Annotated in this window: 21 protein-coding genes; 15 read left to right on the forward strand and 6 right to left on the reverse strand. The window is 67.6% G+C overall.

The window, feature by feature from the left end:
* Positions 1-9 precede the first annotated feature (9 nt).
* Together AC4D2C_RS11675 and AC4D2C_RS11680 are read left to right on the forward strand one after the other, a co-directional pair.
* Positions 10-1,068 carry an ABC transporter permease gene (locus AC4D2C_RS11675; protein WP_490915030.1) on the forward strand — a complete coding sequence of 353 codons (1,059 nt, stop codon included), beginning with the start codon at positions 10-12 and terminating at the stop codon, positions 1,066-1,068.
* Positions 1,065-2,012, forward strand: a complete 948-nt coding sequence (locus AC4D2C_RS11680; RefSeq protein ID WP_490905324.1) for a carbohydrate ABC transporter permease — start codon at positions 1,065-1,067, stop codon at positions 2,010-2,012. The genes AC4D2C_RS11675 and AC4D2C_RS11680 overlap by 4 nt, the downstream gene beginning before the upstream one ends.
* Before the next feature lie 23 nt (positions 2,013-2,035).
* On the opposite strand, the gene AC4D2C_RS11685 is transcribed toward AC4D2C_RS11680, so the two are convergent.
* Positions 2,036-3,070, reverse strand: a complete 1,035-nt coding sequence (locus AC4D2C_RS11685) for a LacI family DNA-binding transcriptional regulator (RefSeq protein WP_490915032.1) — start codon at positions 3,068-3,070, stop codon at positions 2,036-2,038.
* A gap of 40 nt (positions 3,071-3,110) precedes the next feature.
* Between AC4D2C_RS11685 and AC4D2C_RS11690 the strand changes: the two genes are divergently transcribed.
* The 6 genes from AC4D2C_RS11690 (at position 3,111) to AC4D2C_RS11715 (ending at position 10,255) form a co-directional block, all read left to right on the forward strand.
* Positions 3,111-5,183 carry a beta-galactosidase gene (locus AC4D2C_RS11690; RefSeq protein ID WP_490915033.1) on the forward strand — a complete coding sequence of 691 codons (2,073 nt, stop codon included), beginning with the start codon at positions 3,111-3,113 and terminating at the stop codon, positions 5,181-5,183.
* 6 nt (positions 5,184-5,189) lie between these two features.
* Entirely contained in the window at positions 5,190-7,388 is a 2,199-nt protein-coding gene (gene yicI, locus AC4D2C_RS11695) for an alpha-xylosidase (RefSeq protein WP_490905327.1), read from the forward strand.
* Entirely contained in the window at positions 7,385-7,654 is a 270-nt protein-coding gene (tatA, locus tag AC4D2C_RS11700) for a Sec-independent protein translocase subunit TatA (RefSeq protein WP_490915035.1), read from the forward strand. Before yicI ends, tatA begins: the two co-directional genes overlap by 4 nt.
* Before the next feature lie 9 nt (positions 7,655-7,663).
* On the forward strand, positions 7,664-8,398 hold the full coding sequence (locus AC4D2C_RS11705; protein WP_490915037.1) for a glutamine amidotransferase: 735 nt from the start codon (positions 7,664-7,666) through the stop codon (positions 8,396-8,398).
* A 134-nt stretch (positions 8,399-8,532) separates the two neighbouring features.
* Entirely contained in the window at positions 8,533-8,916 is a 384-nt protein-coding gene (locus AC4D2C_RS11710; RefSeq protein ID WP_490915038.1) for a hypothetical protein, read from the forward strand.
* A 187-nt stretch (positions 8,917-9,103) separates the two neighbouring features.
* Positions 9,104-10,255: an NAD(P)/FAD-dependent oxidoreductase gene (locus tag AC4D2C_RS11715; RefSeq protein ID WP_490915039.1), complete on the forward strand. Its 1,152-nt coding sequence runs from the start codon at positions 9,104-9,106 to the stop codon at positions 10,253-10,255.
* A gap of 39 nt (positions 10,256-10,294) precedes the next feature.
* Here AC4D2C_RS11715 and AC4D2C_RS11720 read toward each other — a convergent pair whose 3' ends face one another.
* A complete protein-coding gene (locus AC4D2C_RS11720) occupies positions 10,295-11,194 on the reverse strand; it encodes a serine hydrolase (protein ID WP_490915040.1) in 900 nt (299 codons plus the stop codon).
* A gap of 282 nt (positions 11,195-11,476) precedes the next feature.
* On the opposite strand from AC4D2C_RS11720, the gene AC4D2C_RS11725 reads away from it, so the two are divergent.
* The 4 genes from AC4D2C_RS11725 (at position 11,477) to AC4D2C_RS11740 (ending at position 14,283) form a co-directional block, all read left to right on the forward strand.
* On the forward strand, positions 11,477-11,821 hold the full coding sequence (locus AC4D2C_RS11725; RefSeq protein ID WP_490915042.1) for an ArsR/SmtB family transcription factor: 345 nt from the start codon (positions 11,477-11,479) through the stop codon (positions 11,819-11,821).
* Positions 11,818-12,306 (forward strand): SRPBCC family protein, encoded by a 489-nt coding sequence (locus AC4D2C_RS11730; protein ID WP_490915044.1) that lies wholly within the window; start codon positions 11,818-11,820, stop codon positions 12,304-12,306. The genes AC4D2C_RS11725 and AC4D2C_RS11730 overlap by 4 nt, the downstream gene beginning before the upstream one ends.
* A 112-nt stretch (positions 12,307-12,418) precedes the next feature.
* Entirely contained in the window at positions 12,419-13,420 is a 1,002-nt protein-coding gene (locus tag AC4D2C_RS11735; RefSeq protein WP_490905335.1) for an acetamidase/formamidase family protein, read from the forward strand.
* A 101-nt stretch (positions 13,421-13,521) separates the two neighbouring features.
* A complete protein-coding gene (locus tag AC4D2C_RS11740; protein WP_490915045.1) occupies positions 13,522-14,283 on the forward strand; it encodes an SDR family NAD(P)-dependent oxidoreductase in 762 nt (253 codons plus the stop codon).
* A gap of 91 nt (positions 14,284-14,374) precedes the next feature.
* Here AC4D2C_RS11740 and AC4D2C_RS11745 read toward each other — a convergent pair whose 3' ends face one another.
* The gene (locus AC4D2C_RS11745; RefSeq protein WP_490915047.1) at positions 14,375-15,208 is read right to left on the reverse strand and encodes an alpha/beta fold hydrolase; all 834 of its coding nucleotides are present in this window, start codon (positions 15,206-15,208) and stop codon (positions 14,375-14,377) included.
* A 95-nt stretch (positions 15,209-15,303) separates the two neighbouring features.
* Between AC4D2C_RS11745 and AC4D2C_RS11750 the strand changes: the two genes are divergently transcribed.
* Complete coding sequence (locus AC4D2C_RS11750) at positions 15,304-15,882, forward strand: TetR/AcrR family transcriptional regulator (protein WP_490915048.1); 579 nt, start codon at positions 15,304-15,306, stop codon at positions 15,880-15,882.
* Here AC4D2C_RS11750 and AC4D2C_RS11755 read toward each other — a convergent pair.
* A complete protein-coding gene (locus AC4D2C_RS11755) occupies positions 15,879-16,181 on the reverse strand; it encodes a GNAT family N-acetyltransferase (protein WP_490915049.1) in 303 nt (100 codons plus the stop codon). The two genes, AC4D2C_RS11750 and AC4D2C_RS11755, sit on opposite strands and share 4 nt — an antisense overlap.
* Before the next feature lie 72 nt (positions 16,182-16,253).
* Complete coding sequence (locus tag AC4D2C_RS11760; RefSeq protein ID WP_490915051.1) at positions 16,254-16,622, reverse strand: SpoIIAA family protein; 369 nt, start codon at positions 16,620-16,622, stop codon at positions 16,254-16,256.
* A gap of 130 nt (positions 16,623-16,752) precedes the next feature.
* Between AC4D2C_RS11760 and AC4D2C_RS11765 the strand changes: the two genes are divergently transcribed.
* Both AC4D2C_RS11765 and AC4D2C_RS11770 read left to right on the forward strand, forming a co-directional pair.
* Positions 16,753-17,511 carry an SDR family NAD(P)-dependent oxidoreductase gene (locus AC4D2C_RS11765; RefSeq protein ID WP_490915052.1) on the forward strand — a complete coding sequence of 253 codons (759 nt, stop codon included), beginning with the start codon at positions 16,753-16,755 and terminating at the stop codon, positions 17,509-17,511.
* Between the two features lie 160 nt (positions 17,512-17,671).
* The gene (locus tag AC4D2C_RS11770; RefSeq protein WP_490915053.1) at positions 17,672-18,325 is read left to right on the forward strand and encodes an SDR family oxidoreductase; all 654 of its coding nucleotides are present in this window, start codon (positions 17,672-17,674) and stop codon (positions 18,323-18,325) included.
* 56 nt (positions 18,326-18,381) lie between these two features.
* On the opposite strand, the gene AC4D2C_RS11775 is transcribed toward AC4D2C_RS11770, so the two are convergent.
* Positions 18,382-18,927 (reverse strand): heme-degrading domain-containing protein, encoded by a 546-nt coding sequence (locus AC4D2C_RS11775; protein WP_490915054.1) that lies wholly within the window; start codon positions 18,925-18,927, stop codon positions 18,382-18,384.
* Positions 18,928-18,982: the final 55 nt, after the last annotated feature.

The following is an 18,982-nucleotide window of genomic DNA, read 5'->3' on the forward strand; positions in this document are numbered from 1 at the left end:
GGTACGGGCATGGCCACCGGGATCGAACGCAGGCACATCGCACCACGAGAGGGCGCCGGCTCCCTCGCCACGGCGCCGAAAGGAGGAGATCGGCCGCCGGGATCACCGCCGACTCCCGGCCGACCGGCGTCGAACGCCGTACCGGCAGCACCGAGGCCCCGAGCCAACCGGCGGCTGCGCTTCAGGCGTGATCGGTCGCTCGTCCTCATGGCGCTGCCGGCCGTGGTCCTCCTCGCCGTCTTCGCCTATGTGCCGATGCTCGGAAACGTGGTGGCGTTCCAGGACTATTCGCCGTACGTGGGCATCTCCAACAGCCCGTTCGTGGGATTCGAGAACTTCTCACGGGTCCTGGCGGACCCGGACTTCTGGCACGCGGTGCGGAACACGCTGATCATCACGGCGTTCCAACTGGTGTTCTTCTTCCCGATCCCCATCGCCCTGGCCATGCTGCTCAACTCCCTCGTCAGTTCCCGCCTGCGGTCAGCGGTCCAGGCAGTGGTCTATCTGCCGCACTTCTTCTCCTGGGTCCTGGTGGTGTCGATCTTCCAGCAGATCTTCGGCGGGGCAGGATTGCTCAACCAGTCGCTCCGCGCGAACGGCTGGCAGGCGGTGGACATCATGACCAATCCGGATACGTTCCTGTTCCTGCTGACGTCCCAGGCCGTCTGGAAGGACGCGGGTTGGGGCATCATCGTCTTCCTCGCGGCCCTCAGCGCCATCGACCCTGCCCAGTACGAAGCAGCGGCGGTCGACGGCGCAGGACGCTGGAAGCGCATGTGGCACGTCACCCTCCCCGGACTCCGCAGCGTGATCGTGCTCCTGCTGATCCTGCGGCTGGGTGATTCGCTGACCGTCGGTTTCGAGCAGATGATCCTCCAGCGGGACGCGGTGGGCGTGGAGGCCTCGGAGGTGCTCGACACCTTCGTGTACTACACGGGCGTCCAGAACGGTGACTGGAGCTACGGGGCCGCGGCCGGACTCATCAAGGGACTGGTGAGCCTTGCCCTGATCCTCGCGGCCAACAAGATCGCACACATCTTCGGAGAGAGCGGGGTGTACTCCAAATGAGCAGTCTCATCAGCAGGGTGCGGGCAAGCAGCACGGCGAACCTCCGGCCCAGGCGTCCGGCGGAGGGGCGTCCCGTCTGGGACGAGGAGCTCGGACCTCTCGGCAAGCTCGGCAAGATCATCATCCTCGCGGTCGTCGTCCTGGCGGTCCTCGGGCCGCTCTACACCATCGTCCTCACGAGCATCTCCTCGCAGGCGACCATCACACGCGCCGGGGGACTCGTCCTGATCCCCGGCGAGATCTCCTTCGCCGCCTACCAGCAGATCCTCAACGGCGGGGTCGTCACGCGGGCGGTACTGGTGAGCGTGGGGGTCACGGCGACCGGCACGGCCATCAGCATGGTGGTCTCCATCCTCTGTGCCTACGGATTGTCCCGGCCGGGGTCCTTCGCCCACACACCCATCCTCTTCACGCTGCTCATCACCATGTTCTTCAGCGCCGGGATCATCCCGGCGTACCTCCTGGTCTCCGGACTGGGCCTGATCAACTCCTACTGGGCGCTCATCCTGCCCAGCAGCATCTCGGTGTTCAACATCATCATCCTGCGCGGTTTCTTCATGGGGATCGACAGGGGGATCCTGGACAGCGCGAGGATCGACGGCGCGAGCGAGTGGCGCACGCTGACCCAGATCGTGCTGCCCATGTCCAAGGCCGTCACGGCCGTGATCGCGCTGTTCTACGGAGTGGGATATTGGAACGCGTTCTTCAACGCGGTCCTCTACATCAACGACAGTTCGAAGAATCCCCTGCAGGTGGTCCTGCGGTCCTACGTGCTCCAGGGAGTCTCGGTGCCGGGACAGATGGATGTCGGCACGGGAGCCGCGGCCGGACCGGCACTGCAGATGGCCGTGATCGTCCTGGCGACCATCCCCATCCTGATCGTCTACCCGTTCGTCCAGAAGCACTTCACCAAAGGCGTGATGATCGGTGCGGTCAAGGGATGATCACCCTGCCCCCGGTACGGCGATCAGTCCCGTCCGTTGCTCGCCGAGGTCGTGTCGCCCTGCGTCAGGGTGGGGGCGATGAGACGGAGTTCGGCAGGTTTGGCCAGGGTCAACCGGTCGATCACCATCTCGACGGCGGCGCGGCCGATATCCATGGCGGGAATGGCGACGACGGTCCATGGACGGACAGCTGCCGTAGCGACGTCCGCCGGCGCGATGACGACGACGGAGACGTCCTCCGGAACCGAGAGGCCCCGCTCCGCGAGGTTCTCGCGCAGGATGGGCAGCAGTCCCTCGTTGTGGACAAGGAGGGCGCTGATGGTTTCAGGGCCGGAGAACACGGTGTCCAGCGCCTCGACCAGATCCTTGGAATTCGCCTCACAGGCCACGGAGACGTGTCCGATCCCGAGCGACCGGCACGCCTCCTGGAATCCGCTCAGGGCGCGGTCCGCGTAGGTCGCGTGGCGTCGCAGCGATGCCGGGGGAGAACCGATGAAGGCGATACCGCGATGCCCCAGATCTGCCAGATGGCGGACCGCGGTGCGGGAGGCGCCGGCGAAGTCGAAGTCGACGCAGCTGAGGCCCCGCGGATCATCCGGCATGCCGATGAGCACCGCGGGCTTGTCCAGCGTGGCCAGGACGGCGATGCGGGGGTCCCGAGCCTCGATGTCCATCATGAGGAGGCCGTCCACCATGGACTGGGACGTCACCCGCTTAATGCCGCCCGCATCGTCCTGCGTGAGGAGCAGGACGTCCTTGTTGAACGTGCGGGCGGTGGTGACCACGGCCGTGACGAACTGCATCACCACACCGACGTTGACGTCCGCGCGCAGCGGCACCACGAGACCCAGGACATCGGACCGGCTGGACGCGAGGGCGCGGGCGCTGGATCTGGGGCTGTACTTCAGACGGAGCATCGCCGCTTCGACTACATCGCGGGTTTCTTTCGATATCGGGCGGTTCCCGCTCATCACGTAGGACACCGTACTCGTCGAAACCCCGGCCTCCCGGGCCACATCTACGATCGTGACCGCCGTTGAAGCCTTTCGATTATTCATACCGACTATTGAATCACCGACTACTGAATCAAGGATTCCCATGCAATCTCGCAGCCACGGCATGAACGCGGTGACCGAGCGGACCGGGCTGCTGTTCGGTGCCGATTACAACCCGGAACAGTGGCCTGAGGAGAGCTGGCCGGAGGACATCCGGCTGATGCAGCAGGCGGGAATCAATGTCGTGACGCTCGGTGTGTTCAGCTGGGCCCGGCTGCAACCCTCCGAGCACGAATGGGACTTCGGCTGGATGGACCGCGTCATCGCACTCCTGCACGAGGGGGGTATCAGGGTCTGCCTGGCAACACCGACAGCATCCCCGCCGCCCTGGCTGGGCCACCGTCACCCGGATACGCTGCCGACCGACGCGTCGGGGACGACACTCTGGTACGGATCCCGTAACCAGTTCTCGCCGTCGTCGGCCGTTTATCGAAGCGCGGCCGGGCGGGTCGTCTCGGAACTGGCGAAGCGCTACGGCGGCCACCCCGCCGTCGTGATGTGGCACGTCGGCAACGAACTGGGACAGATCAGCTACGACGACGAGACGGCCCGTACCTTCCGCACCTGGCTCCTGCAGCGCTACGGGTCGCTCGAGAAGCTGAACACGGCGTGGGGCACCACGTTCTGGAGCCAGGGGTACAGCAGCTGGGAGGAGATCCTCCCGCCGCGGACGGCCCCGTACCTGCACAATCCGACGCAGGTGCTCGATTTCAGGCGCTTCGTCTCGAGCGCCCTGCTCGAGCTCTACACGGCCGAGCGGGACATCATCCGGCAGTATTCGCCGGATGTCCCGGTGACGACCAACCTGATGGGCTTCTTCCGCGGTGCGGACTATTTCAGCTTCGCAGGCGAGACGGACCTGATCGGCAACAACTGGTACACGGACCCGGCGCAGCCCGAGAGCTGGAAGCTGGGCGCCCTCACACACGACCTGTGCCGCGGTCTGGCTGGAGGAGGGCCCTGGCTGCTGATGGAATCCGCTACCTCCGCCGTGAACTGGCGACCCCACAACAGCACCAAGGAGCCGGGAGCGCTGATGGTGGACTCGCTGTCCGCTATCGCCCGCGGCTCCGACGGCATCTGCTTCTTCCAGTTCCGTCAGTCCGCCTTCGGCGCCGAGCGCTTCCACTCGGCCGTGGTGCCGCTGGCGGGGGAGGACACCCGGGTGTTCCGCGAGGTCGCGGCCCTCGGAGCCCGCCTGCAGGACCTGCGGCTCCTTGCCGGTTCTGCTGCTCCGTCCCGGATAGCCGTGCTGTTCGACTGGGACAGCTGGTGGGCGGCCGAGGCCCCCGACGTCCCGAGCGACAGGCTCGGCGTGCTGGAGCAACTGCAGGCCTATTACCAGCCGCTCCTGCGGCGGGGGCTCTCGGTGGAGGTGGTCCATCCAGGCGCAGCCCTCGACCGCTTCGACCTGGTGCTTGTGCCAAGCCTCTTCCTCCTGCGCGAGGACCACGCCGAAGCGCTGACCCACTGGGTGCACCTCGGTGGCACCGCCGTCGTCGGGCCCTTCAGCGGGGTCGCGGACGCCCAGGGGCATCTGCGGCAGGGACGGTTCCCCTCGGTGCTGGCCACCATGGTGGGGGTCAGCGGTGAGGAGTGGCGACCCCTGGCGGCCGAGGTCGGCCTCGAGGTGGCGGATTTCGACCCTGCAGGCCGCGCTGACCACGGAACAGGACCGGCCGAACGATACGCGGCCTCCGCCTGGTCCGAGGATCTCCGGCTCCACGGCCCGAGCGCCACAGCGGTGGCGACCTTCGCTTCCGGCGCCCTCGCGGGGAAGCCCGCCGCGGTGCGCAACAGCCACGGGAAAGGCACCGCCTGGTATGTCGGCTGCGATGCGCCTCCTGCACTCCTGAGCCGCATCGTGGGCACCGCGGTGGCGGACGCCGGACTGAGCTCGCCGGTGGCGGGCGAACTGCCCGACGACGTCGAGCTCGCCACCCGGGGCGGCTACCACTTCCTGCTCAACCACAGCCCCGAGCCGCGGGCCGTGACCCTCACCGGGCCGTCCGTGGACCTGCTCGGCGGAGAGGCCCACGGAACCGAACTGACCCTGAAACCCTATGACGCCCTGGTCCTGAAAAGCAGCGCCGACCACGCCGAGAACGGAAACTGAGACTCCATGAAATTCACCGATGGCTACTGGCTGTACCGCAAGGGCTTCTCCGCGCTTCATCCCCGCGATGTGTCCGAGGTGGTGGTGGACGACACGACCATGACCGTGTACGCACCGACCAAACGCATCGCCTCCCGTGGCGACGCCCTCAATCTTCCCCAGTTGACGGTCACCTTCGATGCCCCGATGCCCGACGTCATCAGCGTCACCATCGAGCACTTCCAGGGCCGTCTCGACAACGGGCCGCATTTCGAGGTGAACCGGACGATCTCAGCACCGCAATTCGACAGGGACGAGGGCACCGCCAGCATCACCTCGGGGAACCTGACAGCGCGGGTCAGCACCTCGGGGGACTGGGGGGTCGATTTCCTCGGGGACGGCGTGCTCCTGACGAGCTCCACCCCGCGGAGCGTCGGCGTCATCACGGACGACGCCGGGCGGACGTTCGTGCACGAGCAACTGAGCCTCGGCGTGGGGACCAACATCTACGGTCTGGGCGAGCGCTTCGGCGCATTCGTCAAGAACGGGCAATCGGTCGATATCTGGAACGAGGATGGCGGCACGTCCAGCGACCTCGCCTACAAGAACGTCCCGTTCTTCATCACGAACGACGGGTACGGGGTCTTCGTCAACCACCCGGACAAGGTGTCCTTCGAGGTGGGCTCCGAAGTGGTCTCCCGCACGCAGTTCAGCGTGGAGGGCGAGAGGCTGCAGTACTTCGTCATCCACGGCCCCTCACCCAAGGACATCATCCGCCGCTACACGGAGCTGACGGGCAGGCCGTCACGGATCCCGGCCTGGTCCTATGGTCTCTGGCTCTCCACTTCCTTCACCACCGACTACGACGAGAAGACCGTCAACTCCTTCATCGATGGCATGGAGGAGCGGAAGCTCCCGCTGTCCGTCTTCCACTTCGACTGCCATTGGATGAGGTCCTTCCACTGGAGCGACTTCATCTGGGACCCCGCTACCTTCCCGGACCCGGAGGGCATGCTCGCCCGGCTCCATGATCGAGGCCTCAAGGTCTGCGTCTGGATCAACCCGTACATAGCGCAGCGCTCGCACCTGTTCCGGGAGGGTCTCGAGCGGGGATTCCTGGTCAAGCGCGCGGACGGCTCGGTCTGGCAGTGGGACATGTGGCAGGCCGGCATGGGGCTGGTGGACTTCACCAACCCCGAGGCCGTGCTCTGGTACCAGGAGAAGCTGCGCGGCCTGCTGGGGCAGGGCGTCGATTCCTTCAAGACCGACTTCGGTGAGCGGATCCCCACCGATGTCGTCTGGCACGACGGTTCCGATCCGGCCAGGATGCACAACTACTATTCGCAGTTGTACAACAGGTCGGTGTTCGACCTGCTGTCCAAGGAACTGGGCGAGGGTGAGGCAGTGGTCTTCGCCCGTTCTGCCACGGCCGGCGGTCAGACCATGCCGGTCCACTGGGGCGGCGACTGCGAGTCCACCTTCGCGGCGATGGCCGAATCGCTGCGCGGCGGATTGTCCCTGGCCTCGTCGGGTTTCTCCTTCTGGAGCCACGACATCGGCGGCTTCGAAGGCACCCCCGAGCCGGACATCTTCAAACGCTGGATCGCTTTCGGGCTGCTGTCCTCGCATTCGAGGCTGCACGGCTCCAACTCGTACCGCGTTCCCTGGCTCGTGGACGAGGAGTCCGTGGACGTCCTCCGCCATTTCACGGAGCAGAAGATGCGGCTGATGCCCTACCTGCAGATGGCGGCCGAGGAGGCCTACGCGGAGGGCATCCCCCTGATGCGTCCACTGTTCATGGAGTTCCCCGAGGACCCGGGCTGTGCACACCTGGACCGTCAGTACATGCTGGGCCCCGACCTCCTGGTGGCGCCCGTCATGGACCCTTCGGGATCCGTCTCCTTCTATCTGCCCGAGGGCAGCTGGACCCATCTGGAGACCGGGGAGAAACTGGCCGGCCCGCGCTGGCACCGCAAGGAGTACTCCTTCATGCAGGCGGCGACCTGGGTCAGGGAGGGGGCGGTGCTGCCCATCGGCACCGTGTCCGACCGCCCCACCTACGACTGGGCGCGGGACATGCGGTTCCAGGCCTTCGAGGCGGCAGAGGGAACCCGCCGCATGGCCGTGCCTTCGCCGGATGGTTCCACCACCGTGTTCGACGTGGCGATCAGCGGCGGCCACGTCTCCGCCGTCGTGGTCGAGCCGACCGAAGGAGAGCGGCCGTGAGGCTCGAAGGCTGGCACATCGTCATCATCATCGTTCTGGCGATCGTCCTCTTCGGTGCTCCGAAGCTGCCGGGTATGGCGCGCAGCGTCGGACAGTCCCTACGGATCTTCAGGTCCGAGGTGAAGCAGATGAAGGAGGAGAACGGCACGCCCGACGCCGGAGCGGACCCGGCAACGGATCCGGGGGTCGCGAGCCCTGCCCCCCAGGCACACCCTCCCTATCCTGCGCCGGCGCAGCGGGGTGATACCACCCCGACCGGCCAGTAGCATCGGAGGGTGAAACCGTTCCTCCTGCTGGGTACCCGTGCCGAGAACTACGCGGCGGACGCCGAATACCGCAGCTTCCTGCGCTTCGGCGGGCTCGCCGAGGGCGAGCTGCGCCGGATCCGTGTGGAGGCGGAGCCCCTGCCCGAGCTGGACCTCGCGGACTACTCCGGCATCTTCCTCGGCGGGAGCCCCTTCAACTCCTCGGATCCGCAGGAGTCGAAGAGCGGGGTCCAGGTGCGGGTGGAGCAGGAGCTCGGTCTGCTGCTGGACCGGGTGGTCGCGGAGGACTACCCGTTCCTCGGTGCGTGCTACGGCGTCGGTACCCTGGGCCGGCACCAGGGAGCCGTCATCGACACCACCTATGCCGAGTCGGTGGGCACCGTCGAGGTCACGCTGACCGCGGACGGTGCCGCCGACCCGCTGCTCGCCGGACTGCCGTCGTCGTTCGCGGCGTACGTGGGGCACAAGGAGGCATGTGCCACGTTGCCGGCGTCGGCGGTGCTGCTGGCATCGTCGGTCACGTGCCCGGTGCAGATGTTCCGGGTGGGGCGGAACGTGTACGCCACGCAGTTCCATCCCGAGCTCGACGTCGACGCACTCGTGGGCCGCATCGACACCTACCGTCACGCCGGCTACTTCCCGCCCGAGGAGGCCGACGAATACATGGCGCGCGCGCGTGCCACCGTCGTGGACCGGCCGGAGCTCATCCTGCGGGCGTTCGTCACGAGGTACGCGAGGGACTGACGCGGTACGGCGCCCCCGCTCGTTCCGCCTGCGCTGATCCCGCCTGTGCCGATCCCGCCTGTGCTGATCCTGCCGCAAACCTGAGGGTCATCCGGCACCCCGCCGTCCTACGATCGTGGAGTGGGGGATCAACGATGACGACGGCTGCAGCCCGAGCGCGCCAGGCGCAGCAGGAGAAGGAGCTGAAGGCGCTGCAGACTCTTCAGGCGGCGGAGCACGCCGAACAGCTGCGGGCCGAGCTGACCCGGGCGCGGATCGACCTCGAATTCTTCGAACGCGGGGCCGCACGGAGTACGCGGCAGTGCGCATCGTCTCCTGCTCCCGATGGACGCCGCGGTAGGGCCCGTCGGAGTGGCGAGCGGACGCGGGGCGTCGCCGTCGGCCTGTGGTTCGTCGCGTTCTACCTGCTGCTCGTCGCCCTGGCCAACGGGACCCCGGCGGATGCGGTTACAGCAACGTCCAGCGGCTCCACCCAGCAGTCCGCATCGTTCGTCGAGGTCGACGCCGGCGTCCTGTAGGTGCCTGTCGTGCGTCGGTGGTGCGCTGTACTGTTCGAGGAACAGGCGCAGGTCGACACGGAAAGAGGTAGCTGCCATCGGTTCCAGCACCAGCACCAGTCCGGCGGCCCGCGCGGTCCCCGTCGTCCCCGCCGCGGGCGAGAAACATCATCACCAGGTACTCGTCATCGGTGGCGGCAATGCAGGCGTGTCCCTTGCGGCGCGCCTCCGCCGGTACCGGGTGAAGGACATCGCGGTGATCGAGCCGCGGAGCCGGCACCTGTACCAGCCGCTGTTCTCCCACATCGCCGGAGGAACGGCCGACGCCCTCGAGGCCGTGCGGCTGCAGTCCGCGGTGATGCCCAAGGGGGTCACCTGGATCCAGGACAAGGCCACCGATGTCAGCACGGATTCCCGGACGGTGCTGCTCGAGTCGGGCTCGGCCGTCACGTACGACCACCTCGTCGTCTGCCCCGGCATCCAGAACGACTGGACGGCCATCCCCGGGCTCAAGGAGGCGATGGAAGGGCCGCACGGCGCCTCGAACTACGAGTACGAGCTCGCACCGAAGGCCTGGAAGCTCTTCAGGGACCTGACCCACGGCACCGTCGTCTTCACGCAGCCGCCGGGACCCGCATCGTGCGACGGTGCCGCGCAGAAACCCATGTACCTCGCGTGCGACCACTGGCAGCGCCAGGGCGTCCTGAAGGACATCCGGGTGGTCCTCGCCGTGTCCACGCCGACGATCTTCGGCATGGAGCTGATCGACGAGGAACTGGGCCGGAAGATCGACGAGTACGGGATCGAGGTCCGGTACAGCACCGAGCTCGCATCCGTGGACCCCGAGGGCCGCACGGTGGACCTGAAGAACAGCGTCACCGGCGCGTCCGAGACGCTCGGCTACGACGTCCTCCACGCGGTGCCGCCCCAGTCGGCACCGGAGTGGCTGAAGACCACGGAGCTGCCGGCGGCCGGCAACCCCGGAGGCTTCGTCGAGGTGGACCCCGTCATCCTGCGGCACACGCGCTTCCCCACCATCTGGTCGCTCGGCGACGCGGCGTCGACCCTCAACTCGAAGTCGGGCGCCGCCCTGCGGATGCAGACGAAGGTGCTCGCGAAGAACCTGAAAGCCGTGCTGAAGGGCAGGAAGCCCACCGCCGAGTACAACCACTACTCGGCGTGCCCCTTCGTGGTCAGCCGGCACACCGTCGTGTTCTCGGAGTTCGACGACAAGTACTCGCCCATGCCCACCGTCCCGGGCTGGAACAACCTCGCGAAGGAGCGGCGCCTCACCTTCGTCGCCGAGCGTGTCATCCTCCCGAAGGTCTACTGGAACCTGATCCTCCGCGGCAGGGCGTAGGACTGCAGGGATGCAGCCGGATCCGCAGGCGCGGACCGATCACCCGCCGAGCTGGAACAGCGAGTCCTCGACGGCCTGCGTGATCTCGTGGATCAGCTCCGTCTGCTCGGCCTCGTCGCCGTCACCCACAGCCTCCGTGTAGATCACCAACGCCACGGTGGTGCCCTGATAGGTCAGGAGGGCGGCGTCGTGGAGGTCGTCCTCCACCTGCCCGTACTTGTGCTGCACCGTGATGTCGGGGTGCGAACCGGCCGGGATGAGGGTCTCGTCATTGGTGTCCTGCATGTAGCTGAGGAGTTCGGCGGTGTCTGCCTCGTCGAGCAGTTCCCCCGCCGAGAGGTCGCGCAGCACGAGAACCATGTCCGCGGCGGTGAGGAGGTTCTCCTCCGGGTCGTAGTCGATCCCCAGGGATGCGGCGTACGCGGTGAGCTGCGGGTATCCCACCGCGTCCATGAGCAGGAGCCAGGCGTCATTGCTGCTGTTGTTGACCATGGCCTCGAGCTGGAAGGCGGCGTCGTAGTCGCCCAGCGCGTCATCGAGGCTCGCTTCTCCCTGCTCCACCAGACGGTAGAACGCAGCCGCGGTGATGATCTTGGCCGTGCTCGCGGCGAAGAACCGGTCCTCGTCCCCGAACGTCCGGGCGGCACCACCGGGCACGTCGGAGAGCGCAACCCCCACCCGGTAGTCCCCGGCGTCGTCGAGGATGGCGGTGATCGCCTCCTCGAGGGATGCCGGTGCCGCCGCGACGGGAGCGGTCGGAAGGGTCCCGGGCCCGTCGGAGCCGAGAGGCGCATCGACCGCCGGCCGGGGGACGACGACGGCGACCAGGGCTGCGAGCAGAAGAACAGCGGTGATCCACAGGGTCCTCATGCGGCGTACGCGGCGTGAGGGCCGGCGGCGCGCAGGAGGCTGCTTCCGCGAGTCGACAGTGCCGGTCATCCCTGCCGGCCTCCTTCCCGCACGCTGCTGAGTGATTGTGCCGACCTCCGGACCTGCCACCGGGTGGCCGGCCGAGACCGCCCTCCACAGCCTAGTGAATGCGCGGTGGCGCGGCCCGCCGACGCGGCGACAACCGGGCACGGAGCTTCACTGACCGTTCATTCTCCATGCCGTACCGCCCCAGCAGTACCTTCCAGCGCGCCGTCGTCCTCTTGTCGCTGCCGCCGGACGGGTCTACACTCAGATAATCAACCGTGCGGTTGATCAACGAGGAGGTGGATAATGCGGGACGACGATCTCGATGCCGCCTTCTCTGCGCTCGCCGATCCGGCACGCAGGGCCATCGTCGCGCGGCTGTCGCGCAGCTCGGCCACCGTGAACGAACTGGCGGAACCCTTCACCATCACCAAGCAGGCCGTCTCGAAGCACATCCAGGTGCTCGAGCAGGCCGGGCTCATCACGCGTACCCGGGACGGGCAGCGCCGTCCCTGTCACCTCGACCCCGCCGCCCTCGAGGCACTGACCGGCTGGATCGACACCTACCGCCTCGAGGCCGAGCGGCAGTACCGCAGGCTCGACGGCGTCCTGGCAACCCTGAAGGACCAGCACAGCAAGGATCAGCAATGAGCAATCCCACCACCATCACAGCCCAGCCCGGCCAGCCGTACGTGGACATCATCCGGGAGTTCGACGCCCCCCGTGACCTGGTGTTCCGTGCCTTCACGGAACCGGACCTCGTCCGCCAGTGGCTCGGGCCCCACCGCATCACCACGGAGATCCGTGAGTTCTCTGCCGTCACCGGCGGCGCCTACTCGTACGTCCACCGCGACGACGACGGCGGAGCCTACGGATTCCGCGGCATCTTCCATACCGTGATCGCACCCGAGCGGATCATCCAGACCTTCGAGTTCGACGGCGCACCCCACCAGGTGAGCCTCGAGAGCATGACGTTCGAGGATCTGGGCGGCGGTCGGACGAGGTGTTCGGGCCGGTCGGTGTTCCTCACCGGTGAGACCCGCGACGCGATGATCGGCAGCGGCATGGAGGTCGGCGTCAGCGAAGGCTACGAACGCCTCGACTCGGTCCTGACGTCACTCTCCGTAGCGAGCTGACGCCGGCGTCCACGACCCGGCATGAGTCCCGGATGCGGACGCATGCCGGGGACCGGACCCTCGTCCGGCCCGGACCCTTGTCCGGCCCCGGGCCGCACCGTAGCATCCGGTCATGGAGATCATCGAGTACCACCCGCGGCGTGACCAACTCGTGTACACCTTCGGCGGCAGCGCCCCCGTGCTGACCGTCCGGCCCGGTACGGCGCTCCGGCTCTGGTCCGAGGACGCCTTCAACAACGCGCTCACCTCGGTGGACGACGTCTCCGGAGAGAAGGTCGACCTCGCCTTCGTCAACCCGCAGACCGGACCGTTCTACGTGGAGGGTGCCGAGCCCGGCGACACCCTCGCACTCCACGTCGTCGACCTCACTCCGGCCCGCTCCTACGGGGCTTCGGCCACCATCCCTTTCTTCGGCGGGCTCACCAGTACCGATCGCACCGCCACCCTGCAGGAACCACTGCCGGACATCACCTGGATCTACCACGTCGACACCGAGCGGCGGACCGTCGGATTCCAGTCGAGACTCGGTGACTTCGAGGTCGCACTGCCGCTCGAGCCGATGCTCGGCACCATCGGCGTCGCGCCTCCCGGAGGTGAGGTCCGCTCGGCTCTCGTCCCCGAACGGTTCGGCGGCAACATGGACGCACCGGATGTGAAGCCCGGTACCACCGTGTACCTCGGGGTCAACGTCGAGGGCGCGCTGTTCTCCATCGGCGACGGCCACTACCGCCAGGGCGAGGGCGAGGCCTGCGGCACCGCCGTCGAGGGTGCCATGCACTCGACCATCATCGTCGAACTCATCAAGGGCGGCGCTCCGGGCTGGCCGCGGCTCGAGACCGACTACCACTGGATGGCCGTCGGCTCCTCGCGCCCCATGGAGGATTCGTGGCGCATCGGGCAGCTGGAGATGGTCCGCTGGTTCAGCGATCTCTTCGGGCTGCACCAGCTCGATGCCTACCAGCTCCTCACACAGACAGCCCTTGCACCGATAGCGAACGCCGTCGACGCCAACTACAGCGTGATCGTGAAGGCACCCAAGGCACTCTTCCCCGCCGTCGACGCCTACGGCGGACTCCATGCGCATCTCCGACGGCAGGCCGCAGAACTGCGCTGAGTCGAGCCGGCCGCGGCCCGACCGCAAATCCTCTGCCCGGACCTCCACCTTTCGACCTGACGATCCCCCCGAAACAATCCGCCCCCGACCGAAGGACATCGATGGACCTGTACCTCAGCGGCTCGACCGCACTCGTCACCGGCGGAACGAAGGGCATCGGTCGCGCGATCGTCGAGTCCTTCGCCGCCGAGGGCGCGAACGTCGCCTTCTGTGCCCGTCACGCCGACGACGTCGACGTGACGGAGGCGGCACTCGCCACCTCGTCCGGCCGCGTCAAGGGGTACGTGCTCGACGTCGGCGACGGCCCGGCGGTGAGCGCATGGGTCGAAGCGGTGGCTGCGGACTTCGGCGGGATCGACGCCGTCGTGAGCAACGTCAGCGCCCTCGCGATCGCGGATACCGCGGAGAACTGGGAGGCGAGCCTGCGGGTGGACCTGCTCGGCACGGTGGGCCTCGTCAAGGCGTCACTGCCGCACCTCGAACGCAGCAGGATCCCGTCGATCACGGCGATCTCGAGCGTCTCCGGCCGGGAGGTGGACTTCGCGTCCGGCCCGTACGGCACCGTGAAGACCGCACTCATCGGGTACATGGCGGGCCTGGCGTTCCAGCTCGCCGGGCAGGGAATCCGGGCCAACACCGTCTCGCCGGGCAACACCTACCACGCCGGTGGAGTGTGGGAGGGCATCGAGCAGGGAAACCCGGAACTCTTCGCGACAGCGATGGGGCTCAATCCGACGGGCCGTATGGGCACGCCGCAGGAGGTGGCCGACGCCGTCGTGTTTCTCGCCAGCCCCCGCTCCGGCCGCACCACCGGCGCCAACATCCTGATCGACGGCGCCCTCACGCGTGGGATCCAGCTCTAGGACCCTGCCTCCGCGGTGGATCCGCTCCGCGGAACGACGAAGGGCGCCGGATGATCCGGCGCCCTTCGCATGAATCAGCCGTCGAAGGCTGCTACTTGGACAGGAAGCGGAGGAGGATATCGTTGACCTCGGCGCCGTGGGTCCACAGCAGGCCGTGCGGTGCGCCCTCGATCTCCACGTATTCGGCGGACGGCAGGCGCTTGGTGAACTCGCGACCGGTCGAGTCGATCGGCAGGATGCGGTCCTCCGTGCCGTGGACGATCAGGGACGGCACGGTCACCTTCTCGACATCGGAGCGGAAGTCGGTCAGCCAGCTGTCGACGACGGCGAAGGACGCGTACCAGGACGACCCCGCGGCGACGTTCCACGCGTTCTGCAGTGCCTCCTCGCTGAGCCGGTTCCCGAGGAAGGCATCGGTGTTGAAGAAGTCCTTGTAGAAGTTGCTGAACCAGGCGTAGCGGTCCTCGATCGCCGCGCTCCGGATGCCGTCGAACACGGTGGAGGGTACGCCCGACGGATTGTCGTCGGTCTGGAGCAGGAAGGGCTCGAGCGAGCCGAGGAACGCGGCCTTGGCGACGCGTGCCTCGCCGTAGGTGCCGATGTAGCGGCCCACCTCGCCGGTACCCATCGAGAAGCCGACGAGGACGACGTCGTTCAGGTCGAGGGTCTCGAGCACGGTGTTCAGGTCCGCGGCGAAGGTGTCGTAGTCGTAGCCCGTGGTGGGCTTGCTGGACTTGCCGAAGCCGCGGCGGTCGTAGGTGATGACCCGGTAGCCGGCGGTCAGGAGAGCGGCCGTCTGCTTCTCCCAGGAGCCGCCGTCGAGGGGATAGCCGTGGATCAGGACGACGGGCTGACCCGTGCCGTGGTCCTCGTAGTAGAGCTCGATGTCCGTGCTGTTCTCGGTGCCGACCTTGATGAAGCCCATGATCTGGTCCTTTCCTCGAGCGGTGAGAACGGTCGTTCTCGCCTGCTGATCACAGCGTATAGAACGATCGTTCTCTATTCAAGTAGAATGGATGGATGAATCTCACCGAGCCGCGCACCCGCATCGTCGCGACCGCCGACGAGCTGTACAACGCACGCGGCATCCAGGCCGTGGGCATGGATGAGCTGCGCTCGGCAGCCGGCGTCTCGCTCAAGAGGCTCTACCAGGAGTTCCCGTCGAAGAGCAGCATCGTCATGGCCGTGCTGGAGCGGCGCCACCGGTCATGGGCGGAGGGGCTGGAGGCGGCGGTCCACCAGGTGGCCGGACCCCGCGAGCGCCTTCTCGCGATCTTCGACTACCTCGCGCAGTGGTTCTGCGATGACTCGTTCCGGGGATGCGGCTTCATCAACAGCTTCGCCGAACTCGGTGCGGTGGACCCCGAGGTGGCCCGGTACGCGCGCGAGCACAAGGCGTCCTTCCAGGAGTACGTCGGAGCACTGGCCGATGACGCGGGTGCGCCGGCGTACCTCGCGCCGCAGCTCTCGATCCTCGCCGAGGGCGCCCAGACGACGGCGGCCATCGCGGGGACAGCCGAGGCTGCACAGCAGGCGCGGCGCGCGGCCGAGGTGCTGATCGACGTCGCGCTCGGAGCCAGGGCCGGCAGGGCCGCCTAGCCCACCAGGTCCTGGTACTCCGGGTGCTCGTCGATGAACGCCGCGACGAACTCGCACTGCGGCACCACGGTGAGCTTCTGGTCCCGAGCGTCGTCGAGGGCATGACGGATCAGGGTGCTGCCGACGCCGTGACCCTCCATGTCCTCGTCGACCACGGTGTGCGTGAAGACGATGGTCTCGCCGGAGCGTTCATAGGCGGCGATGCCTGCGGATTCGCCGTCGAGGGTGGCGATGTAGCGGCTCCTGCCCTCGTTGTTGCTGACCTGGACGTCGTCGTTTCCGGTGTTCTCGGTGCTCATGGTGTCACTCTGGCATCCGGTGCGGAGACCGGTCAACGGAGCCCGTCGACCGGTCTCCGCCCTCCCGGAACGTTATCGTGCCGGGACGGGCCGGTCTGCTGTGCTGCTGTCCCGCAGCCAGGCGAGGGCTTCGGCCTCCGACGTGAAGTACCGGGTGGCGGTGGGGGAGCGGTGGGAGAAGCCCGACATCACTTCGTCGACGGCGTCGGCACCTACCAGAGCCACCCGTGTGAAGCCCCGGTAGGACGCCATGCCCACGCGTGCCTCCGGGGTGATCCCGGAGATGCCGTGCATGTGGACGAGGAGCGGGAGGTTGGTGGGTCCGTGGAACTCGGCGAGCGCACGGGCGGCGGCCGCGGCGGCCGCATACGTGATCTCGACGCCCCGGTTCCACCGCAGTCGGAGGATCCCCTTGTCGAGGTGCGCGCTGAACAGGTCCATCCGGGTCCTTCACGGCAGAAGCATGGGCAATGCCTTGCAGCGTAGCAAGGACCTCCCCCGGCATCGGGCTCCAGGTCCACAGGTGCCCATCCGCGGCAGCGGCAGGCGTGCAGGATGTAGCGTCTGCTGCATGACACTGAGCATTCTGGTGACAGGAGCGAGCCGTGGGATCGGTGCGGCCATCGCGCAGGAGCTGGCGGGACGGGGTCACCGGATCGCGGTGCATGCCGGACGTGATGCCTCGGCGGCGAGGCTGGTCCGCGACGGTCTTCCCGGTGCCGGGCACGTGGTCGTCGTCGGTGATGTGGGTGATCCGGAGGCGTGCCGGCGCATCGTCGACGGCGTGGTGGACGACCTCGGCGGTATCGACGTGCTGGTGAACAATGCCGGCATCTTCGAGGCACATCCCATCGGGACCACGTCGTACGAGGACTGGCAGCAGGCGTGGCAGCGCACACTCGACGTGAATCTGATGGGCCCTGCGAACCTGGCCTGGCTGGTGGCCCGTCACCTCCTGGGTCGGCCCGCGGGACCGGACGGTGGACGGCTGATCTCGGTCGGCTCGCGCGGTGCCTACCGCGGAGAACCCGTCACCCCGGCCTATGGGGCCAGCAAGGCGGCGCTGCATGCGATGACGCAGTCCCTCGCCGTCGGTCTCGCGCCGCATGGCATCTTCGCGGCGGCGGTGGCTCCGGGATTCGTGGAGACGGACATGGGCAGGACCGTCCTCGACGGGCCCGGTGGCGACGCGGTGCGGGCACAGAGTCCGTTCGACCGGGTTGCGACGCCGGAGGAGATCGCGCAGGCAGTCGCCTGGCTCGCCACCGATGCTCCGGTATGGGTGAGCGGCACGGTGGTGGACGCGAACGGGGCGTCCTATCTGCGGTAGTCGCGTTCCTCGCCCCGCTCGGATCGTCGCGCCCCGACACCCTGCCGACGATCGGGAATAGGCCTGCGCCGGCGGCTGAACATCGTACGACCGGTGGCCATCGCCCGCGCGGGGGGACTAGCGTCGGGGACAAGGTATCCGTCGATCAGAAGGAGTTTTCATGTCACGCGTAGCCATCATCGGTGGGCACGGCAAAGTAGCACTGCACCTCGCGAAGATCCTGAGCAGCCAGGGCCATCAGGTCAGCTCGATCTTCCGCAACCAGGACCATTCGGCAGATGTGGAGCAGGCAGGCGCCACCCCCGTCGTGGCCGACGTGTCCGAGCTGTCGGTGGAACAGATGGCCGACGTCTTCCGTGGACATGATGCCGTCGTCTGGTCGGCCGGTGCGGGCGGCAGCAGCGTCGAGGCCACCTACGCGGTGGACCGGGACGCGGCGATCCGTTCGATCGATGCTGCGGAAGCGGCCTCGGTGGGCCGCTATGTCATGGTGTCCTACATCGGCTCCCGCAAGGATCACGGCGTGCCCGAGGACAACGGCTTCTTCCACTACGCAGAGGCGAAGGCCGCAGCGGACGAGCACCTGCGCAACTCCAGGCTCGCCTGGACGATCCTCGGCCCCGGTTCGCTGACCACAGAGCCCGGCACCGGAAGGATCGAGGTCTCCGACGAGCCCCAACAGGATTCCGTGACCCGCGAGGACGTGGCCCAGGTGGCTGCCGTGGTTCTCGGGGAGCTCCGGACCGTCGACAGGACGATCCGGTTCAACAACGGCGAGACGCCGATCGCGGATGCCATTCAGGCCTCCCTCTAGGGCCTGCCCGGCATCGCCGGGCGGCGTTCCCTCCAGGAGCGCCGCCCGGCAGGGCACTACAGGCCTTCGGCCGCGTGGAACGTCCGGAGCGCCTCGACGACGAGCCGGTGATCCTCGAGCTGCGGCAGGCCGGACACCGTCACGGTCGCCACGGGACCGACGCCCCTGATGTAGAACGGGAACGAACCGCCGTGGGCGGCGTACGTCGCCGAGTCGAACATCGGGTTGTCGCCGATCCCGCCGCCGTTGCGACGCGCCCGCAGCCCGACCAGCAGCGACGGCACCGAGTACCGCTCCGCCGTCCGGCTCTTCGCGTCCAGCCAGAAGTCGTTGTCGGGTGTGGCGCCCTCGAGCGCGGCCCGGAACAGGATGTGGTTCGGCTTGCAGATACTGACGGCGATCGGGAGGTTGCGCCCCACTCCCAGCTGGACGAGCAACTGCCCGAGGGCGACGGCGTCGTCATTGGTGAACCGCGTGAACTGGAGCTCGGTGACCTCGCCCTCGACCTTCGCTATGAGCGCCTCGAGTGCCTCGGCAGGCTGGTCGCCGCCGCCGTCGGGATCGAACGGACGGATGACTGTCGAAGGGGCATCGTTGCTCATTGCATAAATCTACGCGGTGACCGGGCTGCGGAGGAATCCGATCACCGCCCCACAC

The sequence above is a fragment of the Arthrobacter sp. TJ-240 genome (genome assembly GCF_058269195.1).

Bases quoted from the DNA above. Each gene is read 5' to 3' on its own strand.
- AC4D2C_RS11675 (WP_490915030.1), top strand. From the start codon at position 10: ATGGCCACCGGGATCGAACGCAGGCACATCGCACCACGAGAGGGCGCC.
- AC4D2C_RS11680 (WP_490905324.1), top strand. From the start codon at position 1,065: ATGAGCAGTCTCATCAGCAGGGTGCGGGCAAGCAGCACGGCGAACCTC.
- AC4D2C_RS11685 (WP_490915032.1), bottom strand. From the start codon at position 3,070: ATGAATAATCGAAAGGCTTCAACGGCGGTCACGATCGTAGATGTGGCC.
- AC4D2C_RS11690 (WP_490915033.1), top strand. From the start codon at position 3,111: ATGCAATCTCGCAGCCACGGCATGAACGCGGTGACCGAGCGGACCGGG.
- yicI (WP_490905327.1), top strand. From the start codon at position 5,190: ATGAAATTCACCGATGGCTACTGGCTGTACCGCAAGGGCTTCTCCGCG.
- AC4D2C_RS11710 (WP_490915038.1), top strand. From the start codon at position 8,533: ATGACGACGGCTGCAGCCCGAGCGCGCCAGGCGCAGCAGGAGAAGGAG.
- AC4D2C_RS11720 (WP_490915040.1), bottom strand. From the start codon at position 11,194: ATGACCGGCACTGTCGACTCGCGGAAGCAGCCTCCTGCGCGCCGCCGG.
- AC4D2C_RS11725 (WP_490915042.1), top strand. From the start codon at position 11,477: ATGCGGGACGACGATCTCGATGCCGCCTTCTCTGCGCTCGCCGATCCG.
- AC4D2C_RS11730 (WP_490915044.1), top strand. From the start codon at position 11,818: ATGAGCAATCCCACCACCATCACAGCCCAGCCCGGCCAGCCGTACGTG.
- AC4D2C_RS11735 (WP_490905335.1), top strand. From the start codon at position 12,419: ATGGAGATCATCGAGTACCACCCGCGGCGTGACCAACTCGTGTACACC.
- AC4D2C_RS11740 (WP_490915045.1), top strand. From the start codon at position 13,522: ATGGACCTGTACCTCAGCGGCTCGACCGCACTCGTCACCGGCGGAACG.
- AC4D2C_RS11745 (WP_490915047.1), bottom strand. From the start codon at position 15,208: ATGGGCTTCATCAAGGTCGGCACCGAGAACAGCACGGACATCGAGCTC.
- AC4D2C_RS11750 (WP_490915048.1), top strand. From the start codon at position 15,304: ATGAATCTCACCGAGCCGCGCACCCGCATCGTCGCGACCGCCGACGAG.
- AC4D2C_RS11755 (WP_490915049.1), bottom strand. From the start codon at position 16,181: ATGAGCACCGAGAACACCGGAAACGACGACGTCCAGGTCAGCAACAAC.
- AC4D2C_RS11760 (WP_490915051.1), bottom strand. From the start codon at position 16,622: ATGGACCTGTTCAGCGCGCACCTCGACAAGGGGATCCTCCGACTGCGG.
- AC4D2C_RS11765 (WP_490915052.1), top strand. From the start codon at position 16,753: ATGACACTGAGCATTCTGGTGACAGGAGCGAGCCGTGGGATCGGTGCG.
- AC4D2C_RS11770 (WP_490915053.1), top strand. From the start codon at position 17,672: ATGTCACGCGTAGCCATCATCGGTGGGCACGGCAAAGTAGCACTGCAC.
- AC4D2C_RS11775 (WP_490915054.1), bottom strand. From the start codon at position 18,927: ATGAGCAACGATGCCCCTTCGACAGTCATCCGTCCGTTCGATCCCGAC.